General features: G+C 74.2%; 15 protein-coding genes and 3 tRNA genes. 7 read left to right on the top strand and 11 right to left on the bottom strand.

Annotated elements, in window-relative coordinates; translation table 11 throughout:
• The first annotated feature begins 343 nt into the window (after positions 1 to 343).
• Positions 344 to 7,894: a beta strand repeat-containing protein gene (locus tag HGA03_RS09900; RefSeq protein ID WP_168630100.1), complete on the top strand. Its 7,551-nt coding sequence runs from the start codon at positions 344 to 346 to the stop codon at positions 7,892 to 7,894.
• A 175-nt stretch (positions 7,895 to 8,069) separates the two neighbouring features.
• Positions 8,070 to 8,675 (top strand): M15 family metallopeptidase, encoded by a 606-nt coding sequence (locus HGA03_RS09895; protein WP_168630099.1) that lies wholly within the window; start codon positions 8,070 to 8,072, stop codon positions 8,673 to 8,675.
• Positions 8,676 to 8,707: 32 nt separating this feature from the next.
• On the opposite strand, the gene HGA03_RS09890 is transcribed toward HGA03_RS09895, so the two are convergent.
• Positions 8,708 to 9,130, bottom strand: coding sequence for an ArsR/SmtB family transcription factor (locus HGA03_RS09890; protein ID WP_203767041.1), 423 nt, complete (start codon positions 9,128 to 9,130; stop codon positions 8,708 to 8,710).
• Positions 9,131 to 9,253: 123 nt separating this feature from the next.
• Between HGA03_RS09890 and HGA03_RS09885 the strand changes: the two genes are divergently transcribed.
• The gene (locus tag HGA03_RS09885; protein WP_168630098.1) at positions 9,254 to 9,409 is read left to right on the top strand and encodes a hypothetical protein; all 156 of its coding nucleotides are present in this window, start codon (positions 9,254 to 9,256) and stop codon (positions 9,407 to 9,409) included.
• A gap of 9 nt (positions 9,410 to 9,418) precedes the next feature.
• On the opposite strand, the gene HGA03_RS09880 is transcribed toward HGA03_RS09885, so the two are convergent.
• Positions 9,419 to 11,746, bottom strand: coding sequence for a penicillin-binding protein (locus tag HGA03_RS09880; RefSeq protein ID WP_239073422.1), 2,328 nt, complete (start codon positions 11,744 to 11,746; stop codon positions 9,419 to 9,421).
• Between the two features lie 138 nt (positions 11,747 to 11,884).
• Between HGA03_RS09880 and HGA03_RS09875 the strand changes: the two genes are divergently transcribed.
• Positions 11,885 to 12,160, top strand: a complete 276-nt coding sequence (locus HGA03_RS09875; protein WP_168630096.1) for a DUF2087 domain-containing protein — start codon at positions 11,885 to 11,887, stop codon at positions 12,158 to 12,160.
• Between the two features lie 20 nt (positions 12,161 to 12,180).
• Here HGA03_RS09875 and HGA03_RS09870 read toward each other — a convergent pair whose 3' ends face one another.
• From HGA03_RS09870 to HGA03_RS09855, 4 genes are all read right to left on the bottom strand, one after another.
• The gene (locus HGA03_RS09870) at positions 12,181 to 13,374 is read right to left on the bottom strand and encodes a Fic family protein (RefSeq protein WP_168630095.1); all 1,194 of its coding nucleotides are present in this window, start codon (positions 13,372 to 13,374) and stop codon (positions 12,181 to 12,183) included.
• Between the two features lie 85 nt (positions 13,375 to 13,459).
• On the bottom strand, positions 13,460 to 13,849 hold the full coding sequence (locus HGA03_RS09865) for an ATP-binding protein (protein ID WP_168630094.1): 390 nt from the start codon (positions 13,847 to 13,849) through the stop codon (positions 13,460 to 13,462).
• A 30-nt stretch (positions 13,850 to 13,879) separates the two neighbouring features.
• Positions 13,880 to 15,985, bottom strand: a complete 2,106-nt coding sequence (locus HGA03_RS09860; RefSeq protein ID WP_168630093.1) for an LLM class flavin-dependent oxidoreductase — start codon at positions 15,983 to 15,985, stop codon at positions 13,880 to 13,882.
• Positions 15,982 to 16,875 (bottom strand): LLM class flavin-dependent oxidoreductase, encoded by an 894-nt coding sequence (locus HGA03_RS09855; RefSeq protein ID WP_168630092.1) that lies wholly within the window; start codon positions 16,873 to 16,875, stop codon positions 15,982 to 15,984. The genes HGA03_RS09860 and HGA03_RS09855 overlap by 4 nt, the downstream gene beginning before the upstream one ends.
• 83 nt (positions 16,876 to 16,958) lie before the next feature.
• Between HGA03_RS09855 and HGA03_RS09850 the strand changes: the two genes are divergently transcribed.
• Positions 16,959 to 17,453, top strand: coding sequence for a MarR family winged helix-turn-helix transcriptional regulator (locus HGA03_RS09850; protein WP_168630091.1), 495 nt, complete (start codon positions 16,959 to 16,961; stop codon positions 17,451 to 17,453).
• 32 nt (positions 17,454 to 17,485) lie between these two features.
• Here HGA03_RS09850 and HGA03_RS09845 read toward each other — a convergent pair whose 3' ends face one another.
• The 4 genes from HGA03_RS09845 to HGA03_RS09830 form a co-directional block, all read right to left on the bottom strand.
• Positions 17,486 to 17,824 (bottom strand): hypothetical protein, encoded by a 339-nt coding sequence (locus HGA03_RS09845; RefSeq protein WP_168630090.1) that lies wholly within the window; start codon positions 17,822 to 17,824, stop codon positions 17,486 to 17,488.
• Positions 17,825 to 18,011: 187 nt separating this feature from the next.
• Positions 18,012 to 18,084, bottom strand: a tRNA-Phe gene (locus HGA03_RS09840).
• Between the two features lie 47 nt (positions 18,085 to 18,131).
• Positions 18,132 to 18,205: transfer RNA gene (locus HGA03_RS09835), tRNA-Asp, on the bottom strand.
• A 45-nt stretch (positions 18,206 to 18,250) separates the two neighbouring features.
• Positions 18,251 to 18,323, bottom strand: a tRNA-Glu gene (locus tag HGA03_RS09830).
• Positions 18,324 to 18,423: 100 nt separating this feature from the next.
• On the opposite strand from HGA03_RS09830, the gene HGA03_RS09825 reads away from it, so the two are divergent.
• Positions 18,424 to 18,768, top strand: a complete 345-nt coding sequence (locus tag HGA03_RS09825; protein WP_168630325.1) for a metallopeptidase family protein — start codon at positions 18,424 to 18,426, stop codon at positions 18,766 to 18,768.
• A gap of 10 nt (positions 18,769 to 18,778) precedes the next feature.
• Complete coding sequence (locus HGA03_RS09820; RefSeq protein ID WP_168630089.1) at positions 18,779 to 19,657, top strand: LLM class flavin-dependent oxidoreductase; 879 nt, start codon at positions 18,779 to 18,781, stop codon at positions 19,655 to 19,657.
• On the opposite strand, the gene galE is transcribed toward HGA03_RS09820, so the two are convergent.
• Positions 19,654 to 20,619 (bottom strand): UDP-glucose 4-epimerase GalE, encoded by a 966-nt coding sequence (galE, locus tag HGA03_RS09815; RefSeq protein ID WP_168630088.1) that lies wholly within the window; start codon positions 20,617 to 20,619, stop codon positions 19,654 to 19,656. The genes HGA03_RS09820 and galE overlap by 4 nt on opposite strands.
• Between the last annotated feature and the right edge of the window lie 19 nt (positions 20,620 to 20,638).

Here is a 20,638-nt window from a genome sequence, read left to right as displayed (position 1 = left end):
CGGCGAGGCGAGGGCCGGCGGATCACCCGTCCGGCTCAGGCGGGACCGCGCATTCCGGACAGGTCGGACGATCCGTGACTGAATCGTGACCTCTCTCGGGTGAGTGGCGGTGACCAGCAGTAACACTCATACCCACTCAGCCGGTCCGAATAGTCCGATGTCCGATTCGTCCGCAAACGGGCTGTTCGTGCTGTGGGCACGGATGGCGGCGTGTCGGCGGCCATGTGTCCAATGCGTCCACTGATCAATCCGTAGCGATCGATGTCGCTTCGCAGGGGGTACGGACATGGTGGGTGTGACGTCGTCGCGCGCCTGGAAGGCGCTTTCCGCGGCGGTTGCGGTAGTGCTGGCATTCGTGTGGGTCGTGCTGACCCCACAACCGTCCAGGGCGGCGCCCGGCGACGCGAACGCCAGTGGCGTCACGCTCGGCCTGAACGCGAACCTGCTGGGTGTGCCGCTGGTCAACCTCTCCGGCACGGTCGGCACCGCGGTCGCCCCGGCGGCGGGCGGCACCAGCAGCACCGGCATCCTGGACGTGGGCGCCGTGCTCGGCACCGGCATCGGCGTGACCGCGGGCGGCACGGTGACCGACATCACCGCGACCCGGACCGCCACCCAGTCCTCGGCCTCCGCCGAGATCGCCGGGGTGACCATCGGGGTGCTCGGCATCAACGCCGTGCAGACCGGGGTGGTCCGGGCGCAGGCGATCTGCCCGGCCGGCGGTACCCCGACCTCCAGCGCCTCGGTGACCAACCTGGTCCTGCTCGGCCAGGCGGTCACGCTGAACGCCGCCACGCCGACGGTCAGCGTCTCGGCGGCGGTCAACGTCGCCGGGCTGGTCGGTGCGCGCCTGGCCGCCACCGCCCAGCAGATCACCACCACCACCGCCACCGGTGCGACCGCCACCGCGGTGCTGGTCTCCCTGACCCTGACCGCCACGGTCGGCCTGCCCACCACCCTGAACCTCGGCACCGTCCAGCTCGCCAGCGCGAGCTGCACCGCCCCGAACGCCGCCGCGAGCAGCCTGAGCCCGTCCTCCGGCCCGACCCGCGGTGGCACCACCGTGACCATCACCGGCGCCGGGCTGCAGAACACCACCGGCGTCACCTTCGGCGGCGTCCCGGCCACCGGGGTCACCGCCGCCGCCGACGGCAGCTCGGTCACCGCGATCGCCCCGGCCTCCGAGACCACCGGCGCCGTCCCGGTCAGCGTGCTGCGCCCGACCGGCAACCTGACCGCGGGGACCTTCACCTACGTCGCCCCGGCGATCACCGCGGTCAGCCCGCCGCAGGGCAGCACCGCCGGCGGCACGCAGGTCACGCTGACCGGCACCGGACTGCTCGGCGCCACCGGGGTCAGCTTCGGCGGCACGGCCGGGACGATCGTCGGCGCGCCCACCGACACCTCGATCACCGTGACCACCCCCGCCCGCCCGGCCGGAGCGGTGGCGGTGACCGCCGTGCTGCCCGGCGCGGACGCGACGATCGCCGACGGCTTCACCTACGTCACCCCGACCGCGCCGATCATCACCGGCTTCACCCCGGCGCAGGGTGTGGCGGCCGGTGGCACCACGGTCACGTTCGCCGGCAGCAACCTGGCAGCGGTGACCGCGGTGACCTTCGGCGGCACGGCCGCGACGATCGTCGGCACCCCGACCGCGACGTCGCTCACCGTGACCACCCTGGCACACGCCCCGGGCCCGGTCGACGTGGTGCTCTCCGGCACCGGCGGCACCACCACCGCCCCCGGGCAGTACACCTACCTGGACGACGGGTCGCAGGCCACGATCACCGGGATCAGCCCCGACACGGTGCCGACCAGCGGCGGGACCGAGCTGACCATCTCCGGCACCGGTCTGGCCGGGGCGACCGGCGTCACCGTGAACGGGGTCCCCGCGACCCTGGTGTCCGTGGCGGCGGACAGCGTGGTCGCCACCGCCCCGGCGTCCGAGACCGCGGGCCCGGTGACCGTCCAGGTCCAGTTCCCGGCAGGTGAGCGCAGCGCGGGCACGATCGACTACACCACCCCGGCGATCACCGCGGTCGACCCGGACAGCGGACCGGCCGCCGGCGGCACCACGCTCACCCTGACCGGCACCGGCCTGGCCCCGGTCACCGAGGTCACCATCGGCGGCGCCCCGGCCACCGTGGTCGGCACCCCGGCGGACACCACCCTCACGGTCACCACCGCGGCGCACGCCCCGGCCACCGTGGACGTGGTCGCCGTCCTGCCCGGCGCCGACGCCACCGCACCGGACGCCTTCACCTACCTGGCCGACGGCACCGGCGCCACGGTCACCGGGATCGACCCGGCGACCAGCCCGACCTCGGGCGGCGGCACGCTCACGGTCACCGGCTCCGGCCTGGACGGGGTCACGGCACTCACCATCGGCGGGCAGACCGCCACCGACCTGGTCGTCGCACCGGACGGCACCACGGTGACCGCGACCGTCCCCGCCACCGAGACCGCCGGGGCCGCCCCGGTGCAACTGGTCTTCCCGGCGGGCACGCTCGACGCGGGCACCCTGGTCTACGCCGCCCCGGCGATCACGGCGGTCACCCCGTCGCAGGGGCCGGACGAGGGCGGCACCGACGTCACCCTGACCGGCACCGGCTTCACCGGGGCGACCGACCTGCTGCTCGACGGCGAGTCGATCCCGTTCACCGTGGCCTCGGACACCGAGCTGACCTTCACCACCCCGGCGCACGCGGCCGGCCTGGTCGACCTGACCGTGGTGCTGCCCGGCCTGGACGTCACCGCGGCCGGCGGCTTCGCCTTCCTGCTGGAGGGGGTGGCGGCCGTCGACGCGGTGACCCCCGCCGAGGGCCCGACCTCCGGCGGCACCACCGTCACCGTGACCGGCGCGAACCTGGGCTCGGTGACCGAGGTGCTGTTCGACGGCGTGCCGGCCACGATCGTCGGCACGCCCACCGCCGGGTCGCTCACCGTCACCAGCCCGGCGCACCCGGCCCCCGGGCCGGTCACGCTGACCCTGACCAACGAGGGCGGCGACTCCTGGGTCCCGGGCGGCTTCACCTACCTGGCCGACGGCACCGCGGCGAGTGTCGACTCGCTCACCCCGGCCCAGGTCCCGACCGCAGGCGGCACCACGGTGACGATCACCGGCTCCGGCCTGTCCGGCGCCACCGGGATCCTGGTCGGCGGCGAACCGGCCGCCGACGTCGTGGTCGCCGCCGACGGGTCGAGCCTCACCTTCACCGCACCGGCCACCGAGACCCCGGGGGCCGCCCCGGTGGTGATCCAGTTCCCGCTGGGTGACGCCGCGGCCGGTGACCTGGAGTACCTGGCGCCCACGCTGGACGCCCTCGACCCCGCGCAGGGCCCGGTCTCCGGCGGCACCACCGTCACCCTGACCGGCACCGGCCTGGAGCGCGCCACCGGCGTGACCTTCGCCGGGACCGCCGCCACCGGCCTGACCGTCACCGGTCCGGGGGCGATCACGGTGGCCACCCCGGCGCTGCCCGCCGGGACGGTGGACGTGCTGGTCGAGCTGCCCGGAGCCGACGCGGCGCTCGCGGACGCCTTCACCTACCTGGACGACGGGTCGGGCGCCGAGGTCACCGGGCTCAGCCCGGACACCCTGCCCACCGCGGGCGGCACGGTCACGGTCACCGGCACCGGACTCGGCGGCGCCACCGCGGTCACCGTCGGCGGAGTCACGCTGACCGGCCTGACCGTCTCGGACACCGCGATCACCGGCACCCTGCCGCCCGGCGAGACCGGCGGTGCGCAGGCGGTCGAGGTGGTGTTCCCGGCCGGCACGGTCGCCGCGGGGGAGCTCACCCTGGTCGCCCCGGAGCTGACCGCGGTGTCCCCGTCCTTCGGCATCACCTCCGGCGGCAACACGCTGACCCTGTCCGGCAGCGGGCTCACCGGGGCCGAGGCCGTGCTGGTCGGCGGCGAGTCCGCCACCGTGCTGACCGCCTCGGACACCGAGCTCACGGTCACCGCCCCGGCGCACCAGCCCGGTGTGGTGGACGTGGTGGTGCAGTTCCCGGGCGCGGATGCCGCACTGCCGCTGTCGTACACCTACCTGGACGACGGCACCGGGGCCACCTTCACCGGGATCGCCCCGGAGCAGGTGCCCACCTCCGGCGGCGTGCCGGTCACGGTCACCGGCACCGGCCTGCAGAACGCCTTCGGGGTCACGGTCGGCGGTCGCGCCGCCACCGACGTCCAGGTGAACGACGAGGGCACCGCGATCACCTTCACGGTCCCGTCCGCCGAGGTCGCCGGCCCCGCCACCGTGAGCGTCTGGTTCCCGGCCGGCGCGCAGGTGGCCGGCCAGCTCGCCTACCTGGGGCCGGAGATCACCGCGATCACCCCGGCCGAGGGTCCGGCGTCGGGCGGCACCGAGGTCACGATCGAGGGCACCGGCCTCACCGGGGCCACCGCGGTGCGGATCGGTGGCGACCCCGCCACGGTGCTGGCGAACACCGGCACCACCCTGCGGATCACCACCCCGGCCGGCACCGCGGGTCCGGCCGACCTGGTGGTCGAGCTCGACGGCGCGGACGCCACCGCGGCCGGTGGGTTCACCTACCTGGAGGACGGCTCCGGGGTCGAGGTCACCGACCTGGCCCCGGCGACCAGCTCGACCGGGGGCGGCGGCACGCTGACCGTCACCGGCACCGGGCTGGACGCGGTCACCGCGGTCACGATCGGCGGCACCGAGGCGACCGATCTGGCGGTCGACGGCGACGGCACCGAACTGACCGTGACCATCCCCGCCAGTGAGACCGCCGGGAGCGCGCCGGTGGTGCTGGTGCTGCCGGCCGGCACCCTGGACGCCGGGGAGCTGACCTACGTCGCGCCCACCCTGACCGACATCAGCCCGGCGCAGGGCCCCGCAGCGGGTGGCACCGGCCTCACCCTGACCGGCACCGGGTTCACCGGTGCCACCGAGGTGAGCATCGGCGGCGTCCCGGCGACGTTCACCGTCGCCTCCGACACCGAGATCACCGCCCCCACCCCGGCCCACGCGCCGGGCACGGTGGACGTCGTGATCGCCCTGCCGGGTGCGGACGCCACCGCCGCCGACGGCTTCGAGTACCTGGAGGACGGCTCCGGCGCCACCGTGACCGGGCTCGCCCCGGCCACCACGAGCACCGCCGGAGGCGGGACGCTGACCGTCACCGGCACCGGGCTGTCCGGCGCCACCGGTGTCACCGTCGGCGGCGTCGCGGCGCAGGACCTCACGGTGGCCGGGGACGGCAGCACGATCACGGTGACCATCCCGGCCGCCGACGCCGCAGGGCCGGTCGCCGTGGTGATCGAGTTCCCGGCCGGCACCCTGGACGCCGGGACGCTCACCTACGTCGCCCCGGCGGTCACCGGGGTCAGCCCGGCCGAGGGGCCGACCGGCGGGGACACGCTGGTGACGATCACCGGCACCGGACTGTCCGGCGCCACCGGGGTGAGCTTCGGCGGCGCGGCCGGGATCGGCCTGACCGTGGTCTCGGACTCCGAGCTGACCGTGCGCACCCCGTCGAGCGCCGCCGGAGTGGTGGACGTGGTGGTCGAGCTGCCGGGGGCGGATGTGACCGTGACCGGCGGCTACGAGTACCTGGCCGACGGCACCGGCGTGGTGGTGGACGGCCTCAGCCCGGCGACCAGCCCGGTCGCCGGTGGCGGCACCCTCACCGTGACCGGCTCCGGCCTGGACGCGGTCACCACCGTCACGATCGGCGGGGTCGAGGCGACCGGTCTGACGGTCGACGGCGACACCCTGACCGTCACCATCCCGGCGAGCGAGGTCACCGGTGAGCTGCCGGTGCTGCTGACCACCCCGGGCGGCGACGTGCTGGCCGGCGGCCTGACCTACACCGGTTCCACCGTCACCGGTCTGGCGCCGGAGCAGGGCCCGGCCGGCGGCGGCACCGAGGTCACCGTCACCGGCACCGACCTGGGCGCGGTCACCGCGGTGCAGGTGGACGGACTGCCCGCCACCGACGTCGACGCCACCGGCGGCACGGTCACCTTCACCACCCCGGCGCACGCCGTGGGCACGGTGACGGTGGTGCTGGTCCAGCCGGGGCTGGACGTGACGCTCGACGGCGCCTTCACCTACCTGGACGACGGCTCCGGGGCCACGGTCGACGCGATCGACCCGGATCAGGTCCCGCTGTCCGGTGGTGTCACCGTGACCCTGACCGGCACCGGGCTGTCCGGCGCCACCGGGGTCACCGTGGACGGGGTGGCGGCCGAGGACGTGGTGGTCGCCGAGGACGGCACCGGCCTCACCTTCACCGCCCCGGCCGGCACCGACCCGGGCACCGCCACGGTCGAGGTGGTGTTCCCGGCCGGGGCCCTGCCCGCCGGTGACCTGACCTACGCCGACGACGGGTCGCAGGCCACCGTCGGCTCGCTGACCCCGGCGCTGGTGCCCACCCACGGCGGCGACCAGCTGGTGATCTCCGGCAGCGGGCTGGACAACGTCACCGGGGTCCGGATCAACGACATCGAGGCCACCGGCCTGACGGTCGCCGGGGACGGCAGCTCGGTGACGGTCACCGTGCCGCCCTCCGAGCTGGACGGCGCGGTCCCGGTACTGCTGACCTTCCCGGCCGGCACGGTGTCCGCCGGTCAGCTCGGCTACGAGCCGCCGTCGATCACCTCGGTCACCCCGCCGCAGGGCCCGGACGAGGGTGGCACCACCGTCACCATCGACGGCGGGAACCTCGGCCCGGCCACCCGGGTGCTGTTCGACGGCGTGCCGGGCACCGCGCCACAGGTGACCTCCCCGCAGGGCCCGGTGCTGTTCGCCGTGCCGAGCACGCTGACCGTGGTGGCACCGGAGCACGAGCCCGGACTGGTCGAGGTCACGGTCGAGCTGCCCGGCCAGGACGCCGTGCTGGCCGACGGATACGGGTACCTGGCCGACGACGGGCCGACCGTCGAGGCGATCGACCCCGGCACCGGGCCGACCACCGGCGGCACCGAGGTCACCCTGACCGGGACCGGGCTGGACACGCTCAGCTCCGTCACCTTCGACGGGCTGGACGCGACCATCCTCAGCGCGAGCCCGGACACCGCCGTGGTCAGCACACCGGCGCACGACGTGGGCCCGGTGGACGTGGCGTTCACCAACCAGGACGGCACCACGGTGCTGCCCGGCGCGTTCAGCTACGACGACGCGACCGGGCCCGGCGGCACCGAGGACCCGCTCACCGTGACCGCGTACACCCCGCGGGTCGGACCGGCCTCGGGTGGCCAGACCGTGACGATCACCGGCACCGGGTTCGTGCCCGGCGACACCGTGGTCACGTTCAACGGGGTGTCGGCCGCGGTGACGGTGCTGGACGCCGACGTGCTCCTCGCGGTCACGCCGGCGAACCCGGTCGGCACCGTGCCTCTGGTGGTCACCGCCGGGGTGCAGCAGTCCGCGACGCTGAGCTACCAGTACGTGGCCGACGCCGCCCTGCCCGGCCCGCCGGTGGTCACCGGGTCCGACCCGGGCACGATCCCGAGCAGCGGGGGGATCGCGGTGACCCTGGGCGGCTCCGGCTTCGTGCCCGGTGCGACCTCGGTCTACCTGTGCGGGCAGCTGATCCCGGCCGACCAGGTCACGGTCTCCGGCGACGGCACCGTGCTGACCTTCACGGCCCCGCCCTGCAGCACCGGGGCGCAGACCGCGATCGTCATCACCCCCGGCGGCACCACCGCGGTCACCCTGACCTACGTCGGTGACGCCGCCTGGGCGGTCGCCCGCTCCGTCGACGGGCTGAACCCGTGGCGGCTCGCGACCACCGGTGCCCCGACCGGCGGCACGCCCTGGGCGGCCCTGCTCCTGGTGGTCGCCGGGGCCGGGTTGCTGGTCATCCGGCGGGCCGTCGTCCGCCGCCGAGCTCGGTCGGCGATCCCGATCCGCTGACCGACCGGGGCCCCGCCCACCCGCCGACGGCGGGGCCCCACCCCGACCGCCACTGCCCCGTTCCCGACCGCACCCGGGACGGGGCAGTGGCTTGCCCGGCCGGGAACCGGGCATGCTCCCTCAACTCCCCGGACCGCCCGCCGATGGGAACCGGGACAGGGAAGGACCAGACCGCATGACCGAGGGCATCGCCGGCATCACATCCCGGATCGCCGCCATCCAGGCCGACCTGGCCGACCTCAGCAGCCGGGTCACCGGCCCCGCGACGGGCACGACGACCACCAGCTTCGCGCAGGCCCTGGCCGGCCAGCTCGGCGCCACGACCGGCACCGCGACGACCACCGGAACCGCCGCCGCGACCCCCGCCGTGGACACCACCCGGAACGCCGACGGCGTGCCCACCGCGCTCGCGGACTACGGCAACGGCCGGATCCCCACCACCGCCCTGCAGCAGGTCGGCGACACCGGCCACCGGCTCTGGGCGCCCGCCGCCGAGTCCCTGACCCGGCTGATCGCCGACGCCAAGGCCCAGGGCGTCACCATCGGCATCACCGACTCCTACCGGTCGTACGAGTCCCAGGTCGACGTCGCCGCACGCAAGGGCCTGTACTCCGAGGGCGGGCTGGCCGCGGTGCCCGGCACCAGCGACCACGGCTGGGGGATGGCCGTCGACCTGGACCTGGACTCCACCGCGCAGGCCTGGATGCGGGCCAACGGCGGCCGCTACGGCTTCGTCGAGGACACCCCGCGCGAGCCCTGGCACTGGGCGTACACCGCCTGACGGCCACGCCGGTCGCAGGTCGGTGAGCGAGATCAGGCGTCCGGCGGCACCCGCCTGGCGCCGAGGTCCCAGGGCTGGAACACCCGGTCCGCCCCGCCGTGCAGGGTGGAGCGGGTGCGATCCGCCTCCGCCTCGGCCGGCGTGATGTCCGGAGCGTCCTCGGCCGCCCCCTCCGCCGCGCGCAGCACCGCCGTCCGCCGCTGCCGCTCGATCCACATCGTCAGCAGGTCGAGCCGCTCCACCTCCAGGTGCACCGGCCGCCGCTGGGCCTCGCGGCGGCGGCTGACCAGCCCGGCCTCCTCCAGCACCCGCAGGTGCTTGGACACCGCCTGCGGGGTGATCGCATAGGGCGCCGCCAGCTCACCGGCGGTGGCGTCACCCCCGGCGAGGCGGCCGACGATGTCCCGCCGGGTCGGGTCGGCCAGGGCCGCGAGCACGGCGGTCAGCGCATCCACCGGGCGATTGCACCATCCCGGCGCGGTGATGATCAACCCGCCGGTTGCACAACCTGCGGCGCAGAAGCGACACACCGCCCGATGAGGCGGGGGATGTCGGTGGTCGGTTCTACCGTCGGAGACATGACACACCACTGCCTCTACTTCGATGACGGGAACGGCGTCGAGCTGCTGTGCGAGTGCGGCAGCGTGGCGGTCTGGATCCGGGAGGACGCCGACGGCGAGGCCGTGCTGGTCGCGCTGGACGTGGAGCCCGAGGAACTGCGCCAGACCGCCTGAGCCGCCGGGTCAGCCCGCCGGTGGCGGCGCCGCGGGGCTCCCGGTCGACAGCACCAGCCCGATCGTGGTCCCGGGCGGCGCTGACCCGGAGGGCGACTGCTGCACCACGGTCCCGGCGGCCGACTCGTGCGGCGTGGACCCGACCACCCGGGCCGGGAAACCGGCCTCGGCCAACGTGCTGATCGCCGCGGTCTGGTTCTGGCCGACCACCGAGGGCACGCCGACCTGCTTCCCCACCACCTGATCCGGGTTGGGCGCCCCGAACGGCGGCACCCCGACCCCCTCCAGCGTCCGTTCCATGAACCGCTTCCAGGTCGGCACCGCCACCGAGGAACCGAAGACGTTCCGGTAGTAGCTGCCGTTGATCGTGATCCGCTGCATCGGCACCATCGCCTCCGCGTGGCCGACCCAGACCGCGGTGGCGCGCAGCGGGGTGAACCCGACGAACCAGGTGTGCTCGTTCCGGGACGTGGTGCCGGTCTTGCCGGCCGCGGTGAACGGCGGCGGGCTGGTGCTGGCGGTGCCGTTCCACACCCCGCTGAGCGCGTAGGCGACCGCGTTGGCGATCTGCGGGTCCAGCGCCTGGTGGCAGCCGGCGTCCGGCACCGGCAGCGGGTTCCCGTCCGCGTCGGCGACCGCGAGGATCGCGATCGGGGAGCAGAACGTGCCGCCCGCGGCGAAGGCGGCGAAGGCGGCGGCCATGGTGACCGGGGCGACCGACTCGGAGCCCAGCACGTTGGCCGGCAGCACCTGGAACGGCCCGTCGCCGGACGGCCCGCCCGCGCGGTGGATGCCGAGCGAGGTCGCGGTGTCGATGATCCCGCACAGGTTCAGCTGGGAGGCCATCGCCAGGTACCCGGAGTTCACCGACCCGGAGGTGGCCTGCTGCACGGTCATCATGCCGCCGGAGCGCGGGCCCTCGGCGTTGGAGAACCGGTACTCGGTGGAGCCGTTCAGGCCGGTGCACGGGGCGTTGAACTCGCTGAACCGGTAGGAGAACCGGGTGCCGTTCACCACCTGGCTCAGGTTGTGCCCCTCCTTGAACCACTGGGTGAGGGTGAACGGCTTGAAGGTCGATCCGGGCGGGAACCCGCTGCCGCCGCCGTAGTCGAAGTCGGTGTTGTAGTTCACCGCGGTCTCGCGGTCACCGTGCTGCTCGGTGTTGTTGTAGACCCGGTTCTGGGCCATCGAGGTGATCTTCCCGCTGCCGGGCTCCACCGTGACGATCGAGGACGCGACACCCGAGGGGTCCGCCACCGGGATGCCGTTCTTCACCTCCTCGTCGGCGATGGTCTGCTCGCGCACGTCCAGGGTGGTGGTGATGGTCAGCCCGCCGCGGTAGAGCTTGTCCACCCGTTCCTCGGGGGTCTCGCCGAAGGCCGGGTCGTTGCGGATCACCTTGGTGACGTAGTCGCAGAAGTACCCGGCGCCGCGCACGGTCTGTTCGGCGGCCATGCAGCCCACCCGCGGTTCGCTGACCACCAGGGTGTCGGCCAGCGGGGTGGCCAGCCCGGCGGTGAGCTCCTCGGCGGTGATGTAGTCCTGTTCGCGCATCAGGCGCAGCACCCGGTCGCGGCGCTCCTGGGAGCCCTCCGGGTTGCGCACCGGGTCGAAGGCGGTCGGGCTCTGGGTGATCCCGGCGATGGTGGCGGCCTGCAGGTAGTTCAGCTCGGCGGCGGAGGTGCTGAAGAACCGCTGCGCCGCGGCCTCCACCCCGTAGGTGTTCACACCGAACTGCGCGATATTGAGGTACGACTCCAGGATCTCGTCCTTGGTCATCTCCTTCTCCAGCGCGATCGCGAGCTTCGCCTCCCGCAGCTTGCGCAGGTACCCCTCCGCGCCGTCGGCCTCCCGCGCGGCATCCACCGCCGCCAGATCGTCCTGGCGGACCGCGGCCTCGATCAGCACGTTCTTGATGTACTGCTGGGTCAGCGTCGAGGCGCCCTCGGTCCGGCCGGGGTTGGTGAGGTTGCGCACCGCGGCCCGGAGCATGCCGGTCGGGTCGATCCCGCCGTGCTGGTAGAACCGCTTGTCCTCGGTGGCGATCACCGCGTTCTGCATCGGCTCGCTCACCGCGGCCAGCGGCACCACGATCCGGTTCTCGGCCCAGAACTCGGCCAGCTCGGTGGTGCCGTCCGAGGCGAGCATCACCGACTTCTCCGACAGCGGCTGGCGTTCCAGCTCGGTGGGCAGGTCCTGGAACGCCTGGACCGCCATGTCGGTGGTGCCGTCGGCCATCGCCACCGCCGGGGCGACCAGCCCGGCTGCGAGCACGCCACCGAGCGCCGAGGTGCCCACCAGCGCGAGCACCAGAGCGAGTGCGGTGAACACGGACATCCGGCGTCGGGAGCTGCGCGGCGGCCTGACCATGGGCCCACGCTAGGGGAGGAGCGCACACCCAGCGCGGCCATCCGGTCACAATTCGGAACCGAGTAGTGGCAGGCTCGTGGCCGGACCCGGCGGAGGAGGACGGCGATGGTGCAGGATCCGGAGCGCTTCCTGGTCAAGGGCCGGCTGGAGCGGTTGCCCCGTCGCCAGGCGGATCGCGGCCTGGTGCTGCGCTGGCTGGCCCCGCGGGTGAGCGAGCTGGAGGAACCGCTCACCGAACCGGAGCTGACCGAGCGCCTCGCCGCGATCGTGCAGGACCCGGTAGGTATCCGCCGCGACCTGATCGAGGCGGGTCTGCTCACCCGGACCCGGGACGGCGCGGAGTACTGGCGCACCCGGGTGACGGAGTTCGATCCGTTCTGATCGCCACCTGCTGCGTGGTGTCAGCGCAGCCGGAGCCGTTCCACCATCAGGTCGGCCTCGTCCAGGACGTCCCCCGCCGCCCAGGCCATGTCCCGCCGGGACTGGGTGATCGGGCGCAACACCTCCGCGTCGACCAGCCGCTCGATCGCCGCGTAGGCACGGGCCGGGGACGCCCCGGTCATCCGGGCCACGTCGTGGGCGTCCACGATCGGTGTGCTGGTCAACATCGGCAGCAGCGCGGCGACCGCCGACCCCCCGCGCGGCCGGACTTGCTCGCGCCACCGCTCGGGCAGTGTCACGAGCCGTTCCGCCGATACGGCTGCCTCCTCGGCGGCGCGGATCGTGGCGTGGGCGAGATAGAGGGCGAAGGGCTCGATCTCGCCGCTGCGGTAGTCGTTGACGAGGCCGAAGTAGTGCTCCCGGTCGGCGACGATCGCCGAGGCGACCGGGACGGCCATGCGGGTCGTGACGCCGCGGTAGCGCCACACACCGTTGATGAGCGAGCGCCCGACGCGGCCGTTGCCGTCGGTGAACGGGTGGATCGACTCGAACTGGGAGTGCGCCACCGCGGCGTGCAGGACCGGGTCGATGTCGGTCCGCCGCATGAAGGCCACCAGGTCCGCCATCAGTCCGGGAACGCGCCCGGGTTCGGGCGGGACGTGCACTGCGCCTGCCGGCGAGCGGTTCGAACCGCCGATCCAGTTCTGCATCTCCCGCAGCCGTCCGGCGTACCACCGGTCCTCGGCGTCGTCGGCCATCAGCGGGCGGTGCGCGGCGAGGATGTCATCGAGGCCGACGCCGTCCGTCGAGCGGTCGACCAGCAGGGTGAGGCCGTCGATCGCGCCCTTGACCGTGCGGGCGGTCCTCGGTGCGCTGATCCCGTACTGGGCGCGGGCCAGCTGGTCGACGGTGGTGAGTTCCTCCTCGATGCGGGACGAGGCGATCGCCTCGGTGCGCAGCAGGAACGGCTCCAGGGTGGCGATCTGCCCGGCATACGTCCGTTCCAGCACGGCGATGTCGATCTGCGCGGCGCGGCTGGCCGCGAGGAGGTCGGCGCTGGCGACCAGGGGCAGGTCCGCGATCAGCGGCGGGATCGAGGCGGCGTACTCCACGATCTCGGAACGCCGGCCGGACCTAGGTGCCCACGGGAGGACCTCGCTGCCGTGCGGCGGCACCGCGGGCGGGCCGGCGGTGGGGTCGTGGGGCTGAGACATGGGCGACTCCCGACGTGAGGACGCCACTATTCTCGGTTACCGGGCTAACCGAGAACAAGATCGCGGTCGTTCTCGGTTGTCCGGGCTAGCCCCGCGCCAGCACCGCCCACACGCTCTTGCCCGCCGGCCCGTGGTCGGTCACGCCCCAGTCCGCGCCGATCCGGGCGAGCATGCCGATGCCGCGCCCGCCGAGGTCGCCGGGCCGGGCGGTCACCAGGCTGGGCGGCAGCGGGTCGTCGTCGCGGACCTCGACCCGGACCCGCTCGGGCTCGACGGTGATCGTCACGCTGACCGCCCGGGTGTGGGCGTGCCGGACCGCGTTGGTGACCAGCTCGCTGACCAGCAGCTCGGCGAGGTGCACCAGGTCGTCGGGCAGGTCGTGGCCGGACAGGAACCGGGCGGCCCAGCCGCGGGCGGTGGCGACGGCGGTGAGTTCGGCGGGCACGGTCCAGCGCGCGGTGGCGGCGTGCTCCATCGGACCTCCCCTGGCGGGTCGCCGGACAGGTTAGCCGGGCAGCTCCGCGGTCGCAGCGGGGTCCGCGACCGAGAAGTTGTGCCGGAACACGTCCTGCGGGTCGTAGCGGCGTTTGAGCTCGCGCAGGCGGGACAGGGCGGGTTCGGGGAAGACCTCGGCCAGCCGCTCGGGTCGCCGGTCGGTCTCGAAGCTGGAGTAGATGCCGCTGAAGTGGCCGGCCATCGCGTCCCAGATCTGGTCCAGCCGTTGCCGGCTGGCGCCGAAGGCGACCACCGAGAAGTTGGCGGTCCGGTGCGCGTAGGCGGTGTTCGCGGCGGGGACGTCGGCGACCGCGCCCCCGGCGGCCCGGATCTGGAAGAAGTAGGTGTGCCCGCTGCGGATCAGCGCGGCGGCGTCGGCGGCGAAGCCGGGGGTCAGGTGCTCGATCATCCCGGAGCGGCTGACCGGCTCGCCCTCGCCCTGGTGCTGCTCGTCCGGGGCGACCACCACGGCGCTGTACGGCAGCAGCTGCACCTGCTGCTGGACCAGGGGTGCGAGCCGGGCGAAGGGTTGCAGCCGGTCGATCACGGTGTCCGGGTCGGTGCTGTCCACCATCGCCATCACCTGGGCGTAGATCCGGCCGTTCTGCGGGCGGCCCATCAGCAGGAACGGGGTGACGTCCCGCGGGGCGTCCTCGACCAGGGCTCCGTAGTCGACCAGGAACTCCTCCAGGTCGGTGGCGTCGAAGACCAGCTGGGCGAAGCCGACGTCGGTCACCGGGTCGGCGACGAACTCGAAGGCGGTGACGATGCCGAGGTTCGCCCCGGCGCCCCGCACGCCCCAGAACAGGTCCGGGTTCTCGGTGCCGGAGGCGCGCAGCACCGAGCCGTCGGCCAGCACGATCTCCACCGCGCGCAGGTGGTCCAGGGTCAGCCCGTACTCGCGGACCAGGAAGCCGATCCCACCGGCGGTGGCCAGTCCACCGACGCCGACCCCACCGGAGTCGCCGGAGGTCAGGGCCCAGCCGTGGGGTGCGAGCGCCTGGGCGACCTCGCCCCACCGGGCGCCGGGGCCGATCCGCACCGAGCGGGTGCCGGGGTCCAGCACCTCGATCCGGTTCAGCCGGCCGAGGTCGATCACGATGCCGCCGTCGTTGGTGGAGCGGCCGCTGATCCCGTGCCCACCGGAGCGGACCGCCAGCGGCACCGGCTGGGTGCGGGCCCAGCGCAGCGCGGCGACCACCCCGGCGGTGTCGGCGGGCCGCAGCACCAGCCCGGGGTTCCCGCCGCGCATGTACCCCGAGCGGACCGAGGCGTAGCCGGCGTCGCCGGGCTCGACCGCGTCGGCCAGCAGGGCGGCCGGGATGCCGTCGTAGTCGATGCCGGGTCGCCGGGCGGCGCGGATCGCGGAGCTGCGCGGCTGCCGGACCCGGGTGCCGGCGCGCTTGCGGGCCGCGGCGACCAGCTCCCGGACCCGGGGTGCGACGGTGCTCGCCCACTGCGGGTGGTCGCCGCGCAGCAGCAGGGTGTCGGCGCGCCCGTCCAGGATCAGCTCGGCCAGCTCCTCGGAGCCGGTGGCGGCGTCGACGGTCCGGACGATCCGCAGCTCCGCCGGGTCGCGTCCGGCCGCCCGGGCCGCCGCCTCCGGGGTCTGGTCGTCGTCGGCCCACCACAGATCCGCCTGCCGTCCGGCTAGCACCTGGGCGCCGGGGGAGTGCACGCCGAGCACCGGGGTGTGGGCGGGTGCCGGTCCGCGCTGGGCACCGTCGGCCCGGTGGTGGTGGCCGTCCAGGTGCAGCGGGGTCGGGTCGGCGGTGGCCCACATCCCGCGCATCACGGCGATCGCCTCGGCGAGCTCGTCCTGGTCCTGCCCGGCGAGCACCAGATCGACCCGGCCACCGGCCAGGTGGTCGAGGCCGGCCAGGGCCCGCGCGGTGACGGTGGCCGGGCGGGCGGCGTCGACCTCCACCAGCAGCCGCAGCGTGCCGGTCCGGGCGGCCACCCAGGCGGCGACCGTCCACGGGTCGTCCGGCCCGCCGGCCACGGCGACCAGGTCCAGTCCGTCGCGTTCGGCGGCCACGGCGCGGGCGGCGGGGTCGATGCCGGCGTCGGCGTCCAGCAGCAGGCCGAGCTGCAGCGGCAGTCCGCGATCGGTCATCGGGCCGCCGCCACCAGCTCGCGCACGGCGGGGGCGATCTCCTGGCCGTAGGGGTCGATCAGCGCCGGGTCGTCGGCGGCCAGGATGAAGCCGCTGATCCCGTACTGCACCGCCAGCGTGGCGAGCTGCTCCACCCACTGCTCCGGCGGACCGACCAGCAACCGGTCACTGGCCCGCGCGGTGAGCTGGCCGTTGAGGTTGAGCAGCCGGCGGACCGCGGTGACCGGTCGCCCGGCGGCCTGCGCGGCGTCGTCGATCCGGCGGTTGCCCTCGGCCAGATCGTCCAGGCTGGACAGGTAGCCGAGCGAGGGCAGCCAGCCGTCCGCGGCGGTGCCGGTCAGGCGCAGCATCCGGGGCTTGTACGCGCCGAGCCAGATCCCGACCGGGTGGGCCGGGGCGGGTCCGCGCTTGGCGCCGGCGACCGGGTAGTAGTCGCCGGGCAGGTCGAGCCGGCCGGTCTGCTCGGTGTCCCAGAGTGCGCGGATCACCGTGATCGCCTCGGTCAGTGCGTCGACGCCCTGCCCGGCGGTGCGGCGCGGCCCGCCCATCGCGGCGATCGCGTCCCAGAACGCGCCGGAGCCGAGACCGAGCTCGACCCGGCCGCCGGTGAGCCGGTCCAGGCTGGCCACCGCGCGGGCCAGCACGGCGGGCGGTCGCAGCGGCAGGTTGGCCACATTCGGGGCCAGTGTGACCCGGGAGGTGACCGCGCCGACCCAGCTCAGCAGGGTCCAGGTGTCCAGGAAGCCCGGCTGGTAGGGGTGGTCCTGGAAGGTGACCAGGTCGAGGCCGGCCCGCTCGGTCTGCTGTGCGAGGGCGACCACCCGCTCCGGGGCGGCGGCGCTCGGGGTCAGGAAGGTGCCGAACAGCAGGTCGTGTCCGTAGTCGGTCATCAGGTCTCCAGGTAGGCGGTGTCGCCGATCGTATGCATTGCAGACGATTGGCTCAACCGGCGGGTGCTGCCTACGATTCCAGGATGGACCCGCAGACATCCGACCGCCGCACGGACCTCGGCTGGTCGCTCGGGGTGCTGCTGCGCGGGTACCAGGTGGCGCTCGGCTCCGCGCTGGACAGCCTCCCGCACGGGTTCCGGGGCTTCCAGGTGCTGCACGCGGTGTCCACCGGCCGGCACGACAGCCAGCTCGCGCTCGCCGCCGACCTGGGCATCGACCGCACGGTGATGACCTACCTGATCGACGACCTGGCGGCGGCCGGACTGGTGGAGCGGCGCCCGAACCCGCAGGACCGGCGGCAGCGCCGGGTGGTGCTCACCGAGGACGGCGCGCGGCGACTGGCCGAGTGCGAGGCCGTGGTGGGTGGGGCCGAGGACCACGCCCTGGCCGCGCTGGGCGAGCAGGAGCGGGCCGAGCTGTGTGCGCTGCTGCGGCGGGCGGCCCAGGGTGCCCGTGACCTGGGCGCGGACCGCGATCCGTGCCGGGTGGTCGAGGACGCGGTGGCCGCGCTGGGCTGAGCCGGCCGGTCCCGGGGGCAGGTGCCTCGGGGTCAGGCGGTCCGCATCGCCGGCCGCAGCGGCACCAGGACGATGTCCAGCTCGGCCAGCAGCTCGACCAGCCCGTCGGACAGACCGCCGCCGTGGTCCACGTACCGCTCGACCTCGCGCAGTGCCTCCTCGGCCTGACCGGCCAGCAGGGCGGCGTCGGTGTGCCCGGCGTCCACCGCGGCCCGGGCGGCGATCGCGCGCTCGGCCAGCGAGTCCCGCACGGCGGCCGCCTGCTTGGCGGTGACCGCGAACACGGCGGGGATCGCGCCGGTCGAGGTCACGTCGTCGGGGCGCAGGCCTCCGACCGCACGCCGACGACCGTGCTGGCTCTGCTGCGTCATCTCGGCCCCTGTCGAGTGAAGGTGTTCTGTCCGGTTCCGCCTGATGCACGGAGGTGATCAGAGGCTATGCCCGGCCGCCGACGTGCACGGGGAATCGCAGGTGGGGTGAGTGTCGAGGGGGCGCCGATTGGGTGGTACACCCCGGCAACGACGAAGCCCCGCACCTGGGGTGCGGGGCTTCGTGCGGTGGCTCCGACCGGCGTCGATCCGGTGACCTTTCGATTTTCAGTCGAACGCTCTACCAACTGAGCTACAGAGCCTCGAACGACGACGCCGGTCGTCACATGTAACGACCGGCGATGCCGAGCGACCCCGACGGGACTTGAACCCGCGACCTCCGCCGTGACAGGGCGGCGCGCTAACCAACTGCGCCACGGGGCCTCGTGAAGAGACCTTCGTACTCCATACTTCCACACACACGAGCCGTACCCCCAACGGGATTCGAACCCGTGCTACCGCCGTGAAAGGGCGGGGTCCTAGGCCGCTAGACGATGGGGGCGCAGAGCCGCCCCTGACGTCGAGGCGTCTTCAGACCGAGATGAAGCTTACGTGCTGTCGGGCCGAACTCCAAAATCGGCCACAATGGCCGGGTGGTGGAGATGTCCCGGGCCGAGTTCGAGCTGGCCGTGAGCGATGGGCTGGACCTGGTGCCCGAGTCGCTCACCGCCCAGATGGACAACGTCGTGGTGCTGGTGGAGGACGACGCGCCGCCCGAGGACCCGGAGCTGCTCGGGCTGTACGAGGGCACCCCGCTGACCGAGCGGGACGGGTTCTGGGCCGCCGGATCGCTGCCGGACCGGATCACCATCTTCCGCAACCCGACCCTGGCGATCTGCGAGACCCGGGAGGACGTGGTGGAGGAGGTGGCGATCACCGTCGTGCACGAGATCGCCCACCACTTCGGCATCGACGACCAGCGCCTGCACGACCTGGGCTGGTCGTAGCCTCGACCCCATGAGCACCCGCACCCGCCTCGGCGTCGTCATCCTCCCGCAGCAGCGCTGGTCGCAGTCCCGCGCGCTCTGGCAGCGAGCCGAGGAGTACGGCTTCGACCATGCGTGGACCTACGACCACCTGGCCTGGCGCTCGCTGGCCGACGAGCCGTGGTTCGCCACCGTCCCGCTGCTGGCCGCCGCGGCCGCGGTCACCGAGCGGATCGGCCTGGGCACCTGGGTGGCGTCGCCGAACTTCCGGCATCCGGTGCCGTTCGCCAAGGACGTGATGGGGCTGGACGACATCTCCGGCGGCCGGTTCCTGCTCGGCCTGGGCGCCGGCGGCACCGGGGTGGACGCGTCGGTGCTGGGCGAGGCGCCGACCCGGGGGGAGCGGACCCGGCGGTTCGAGGAGTTCGTGCCGCTGCTGGACGCCCTGCTGAGCCAGCCGGTGACCGAGCACCAGGGTGAGTTCTACACCGCGCACCAGGCCCGGATGATCCCGGGCACCCTGGCCCGGCCGCGCACGCCGTTCGTGGTGGCGGCCAACGGTCCGCGGGCGATGGCGGTCGCCGCCCGGTACGGCCAGGGCTGGGCGACCTTCGGCCCGGCGTTCGCCGCGGGGGAGGGCGACCAGGAGGCGTGGTGGGCCGGGCTGGCGGAGCTGGTCGAGCAGTTCCGCGAGGTGGCCGAGCCGATCGGGCCGGTGCCGCCGATGTACCTCAGCCTGGACGGTGCGCCGCGGTACTCCCTGGAGTCGCCGGAGCTGCTGGTCGAGGGCGTGCAGCGGGCCGCCGAGCTCGGATTCAGCGACGTGGTGGTGCACTGGCCGCGCGAGCACGGGATCTACGCCGGCTCCGAGGACGTGATGGCCGAGGCGCTGTCCCGGCTGGGCCGCTAGTTCCCGCGGGCCTGGCGGGCTTGCCAGGCGCTGGAGACCATCTCGGTCAGGCTGTGCCGCATCTGCCAGTCCAGGTCGCGGGCCGCCGCCTCGCCGGAGGCCACGATCCGGGCCGGGTCACCGGCGCGCCGCGGGGCGATCTCGGGGGTGAAGTCGATCCCGGTGCCGGCCGCCATCGCGGACATGATCTCCCGGACCGAGACGCCGTCGCCGGAGCCCAGGTTGTACACCGGGCGCAGCTCGCGGCCCTCGGTCAGCGCCCGGGCGGCCGCGACGTGCGAGGTCGCCAGGTCGGCCACGTGCACGTAGTCGCGCACGCAGGTGCCGTCCGGGGTGGCGTAGTCGTCGCCGTTGATCCGCGGCGTCCGGCCCTCGGCCAGCGCGTCCAGCACCAGCGGGAACAGGTTGTGCGGGCTGGTGTCGGCCAGGTCCGGGGACCCGGAGCCGACCACGTTGAAGTAGCGCAGCGAGGTGTGGTGCAGCGTGGTGGCGCGGGCCTGGTCGCGCAGCAGCCATTCGCCGATCAGCTTGGACTCGCCATAGGGCGACTCCGGCGCGGTCGGGGTGTCCTCGGTGACCAGGTCGACGTCCGGGGTGCCGTAGACCGCGGCGGAGGAGGAGAAGACCATCCGGTCGACCCCGGCCTCGGCCATCGCGGCCAGCAGGTGCACGGTGCCGGTGACGTTCTGCTCGTAGGTGTGCAGCGGGCGCTGGACCGAGACCCCGGCGTACTTGAACCCGGCCAGGTGTACCACGCCGGTGACGCCGTGCTGGGTCAGGGCCTCGGTGACCAGTGCGGTGTCCAGGATCGAGCCGCGGACGAAGGGCACGTCCGCCGGGACGAACTCGGGGTGACCGGAGGACAGGTCGTCCAGCACGACGGCGGGGATGCCCACCTCGCGGAATGCCCGCACCACGTGCGACCCGATGTACCCGGCACCACCCGTCACCATCCACGTCATGTCGCCAGCCTAGCGCACA

It is taken from the genome of Cellulomonas denverensis, assembly GCF_012396125.1.
Classification (GTDB): domain Bacteria; phylum Actinomycetota; class Actinomycetes; order Actinomycetales; family Cellulomonadaceae; genus Cellulomonas; species Cellulomonas denverensis.
This window is presented reverse-complemented; position numbering and strand designations above follow the sequence as displayed.

Bases quoted from the DNA above. Each gene is read 5' to 3' on its own strand.
- HGA03_RS09895 (WP_168630099.1), top strand. From the start codon at position 8,070: ATGACCGAGGGCATCGCCGGCATCACATCCCGGATCGCCGCCATCCAG.
- HGA03_RS09885 (WP_168630098.1), top strand. From the start codon at position 9,254: ATGACACACCACTGCCTCTACTTCGATGACGGGAACGGCGTCGAGCTG.
- HGA03_RS09880 (WP_239073422.1), bottom strand. From the start codon at position 11,746: ATGTCCGTGTTCACCGCACTCGCTCTGGTGCTCGCGCTGGTGGGCACC.
- HGA03_RS09875 (WP_168630096.1), top strand. From the start codon at position 11,885: ATGGTGCAGGATCCGGAGCGCTTCCTGGTCAAGGGCCGGCTGGAGCGG.
- HGA03_RS09870 (WP_168630095.1), bottom strand. From the start codon at position 13,374: ATGTCTCAGCCCCACGACCCCACCGCCGGCCCGCCCGCGGTGCCGCCG.
- HGA03_RS09865 (WP_168630094.1), bottom strand. From the start codon at position 13,849: ATGGAGCACGCCGCCACCGCGCGCTGGACCGTGCCCGCCGAACTCACC.
- HGA03_RS09860 (WP_168630093.1), bottom strand. From the start codon at position 15,985: ATGACCGATCGCGGACTGCCGCTGCAGCTCGGCCTGCTGCTGGACGCC.
- HGA03_RS09855 (WP_168630092.1), bottom strand. From the start codon at position 16,875: ATGACCGACTACGGACACGACCTGCTGTTCGGCACCTTCCTGACCCCG.
- HGA03_RS09850 (WP_168630091.1), top strand. From the start codon at position 16,959: ATGGACCCGCAGACATCCGACCGCCGCACGGACCTCGGCTGGTCGCTC.
- HGA03_RS09845 (WP_168630090.1), bottom strand. From the start codon at position 17,824: ATGACGCAGCAGAGCCAGCACGGTCGTCGGCGTGCGGTCGGAGGCCTG.
- HGA03_RS09825 (WP_168630325.1), top strand. From the start codon at position 18,424: ATGTCCCGGGCCGAGTTCGAGCTGGCCGTGAGCGATGGGCTGGACCTG.
- HGA03_RS09820 (WP_168630089.1), top strand. From the start codon at position 18,779: ATGAGCACCCGCACCCGCCTCGGCGTCGTCATCCTCCCGCAGCAGCGC.
- galE (WP_168630088.1), bottom strand. From the start codon at position 20,619: ATGACGTGGATGGTGACGGGTGGTGCCGGGTACATCGGGTCGCACGTG.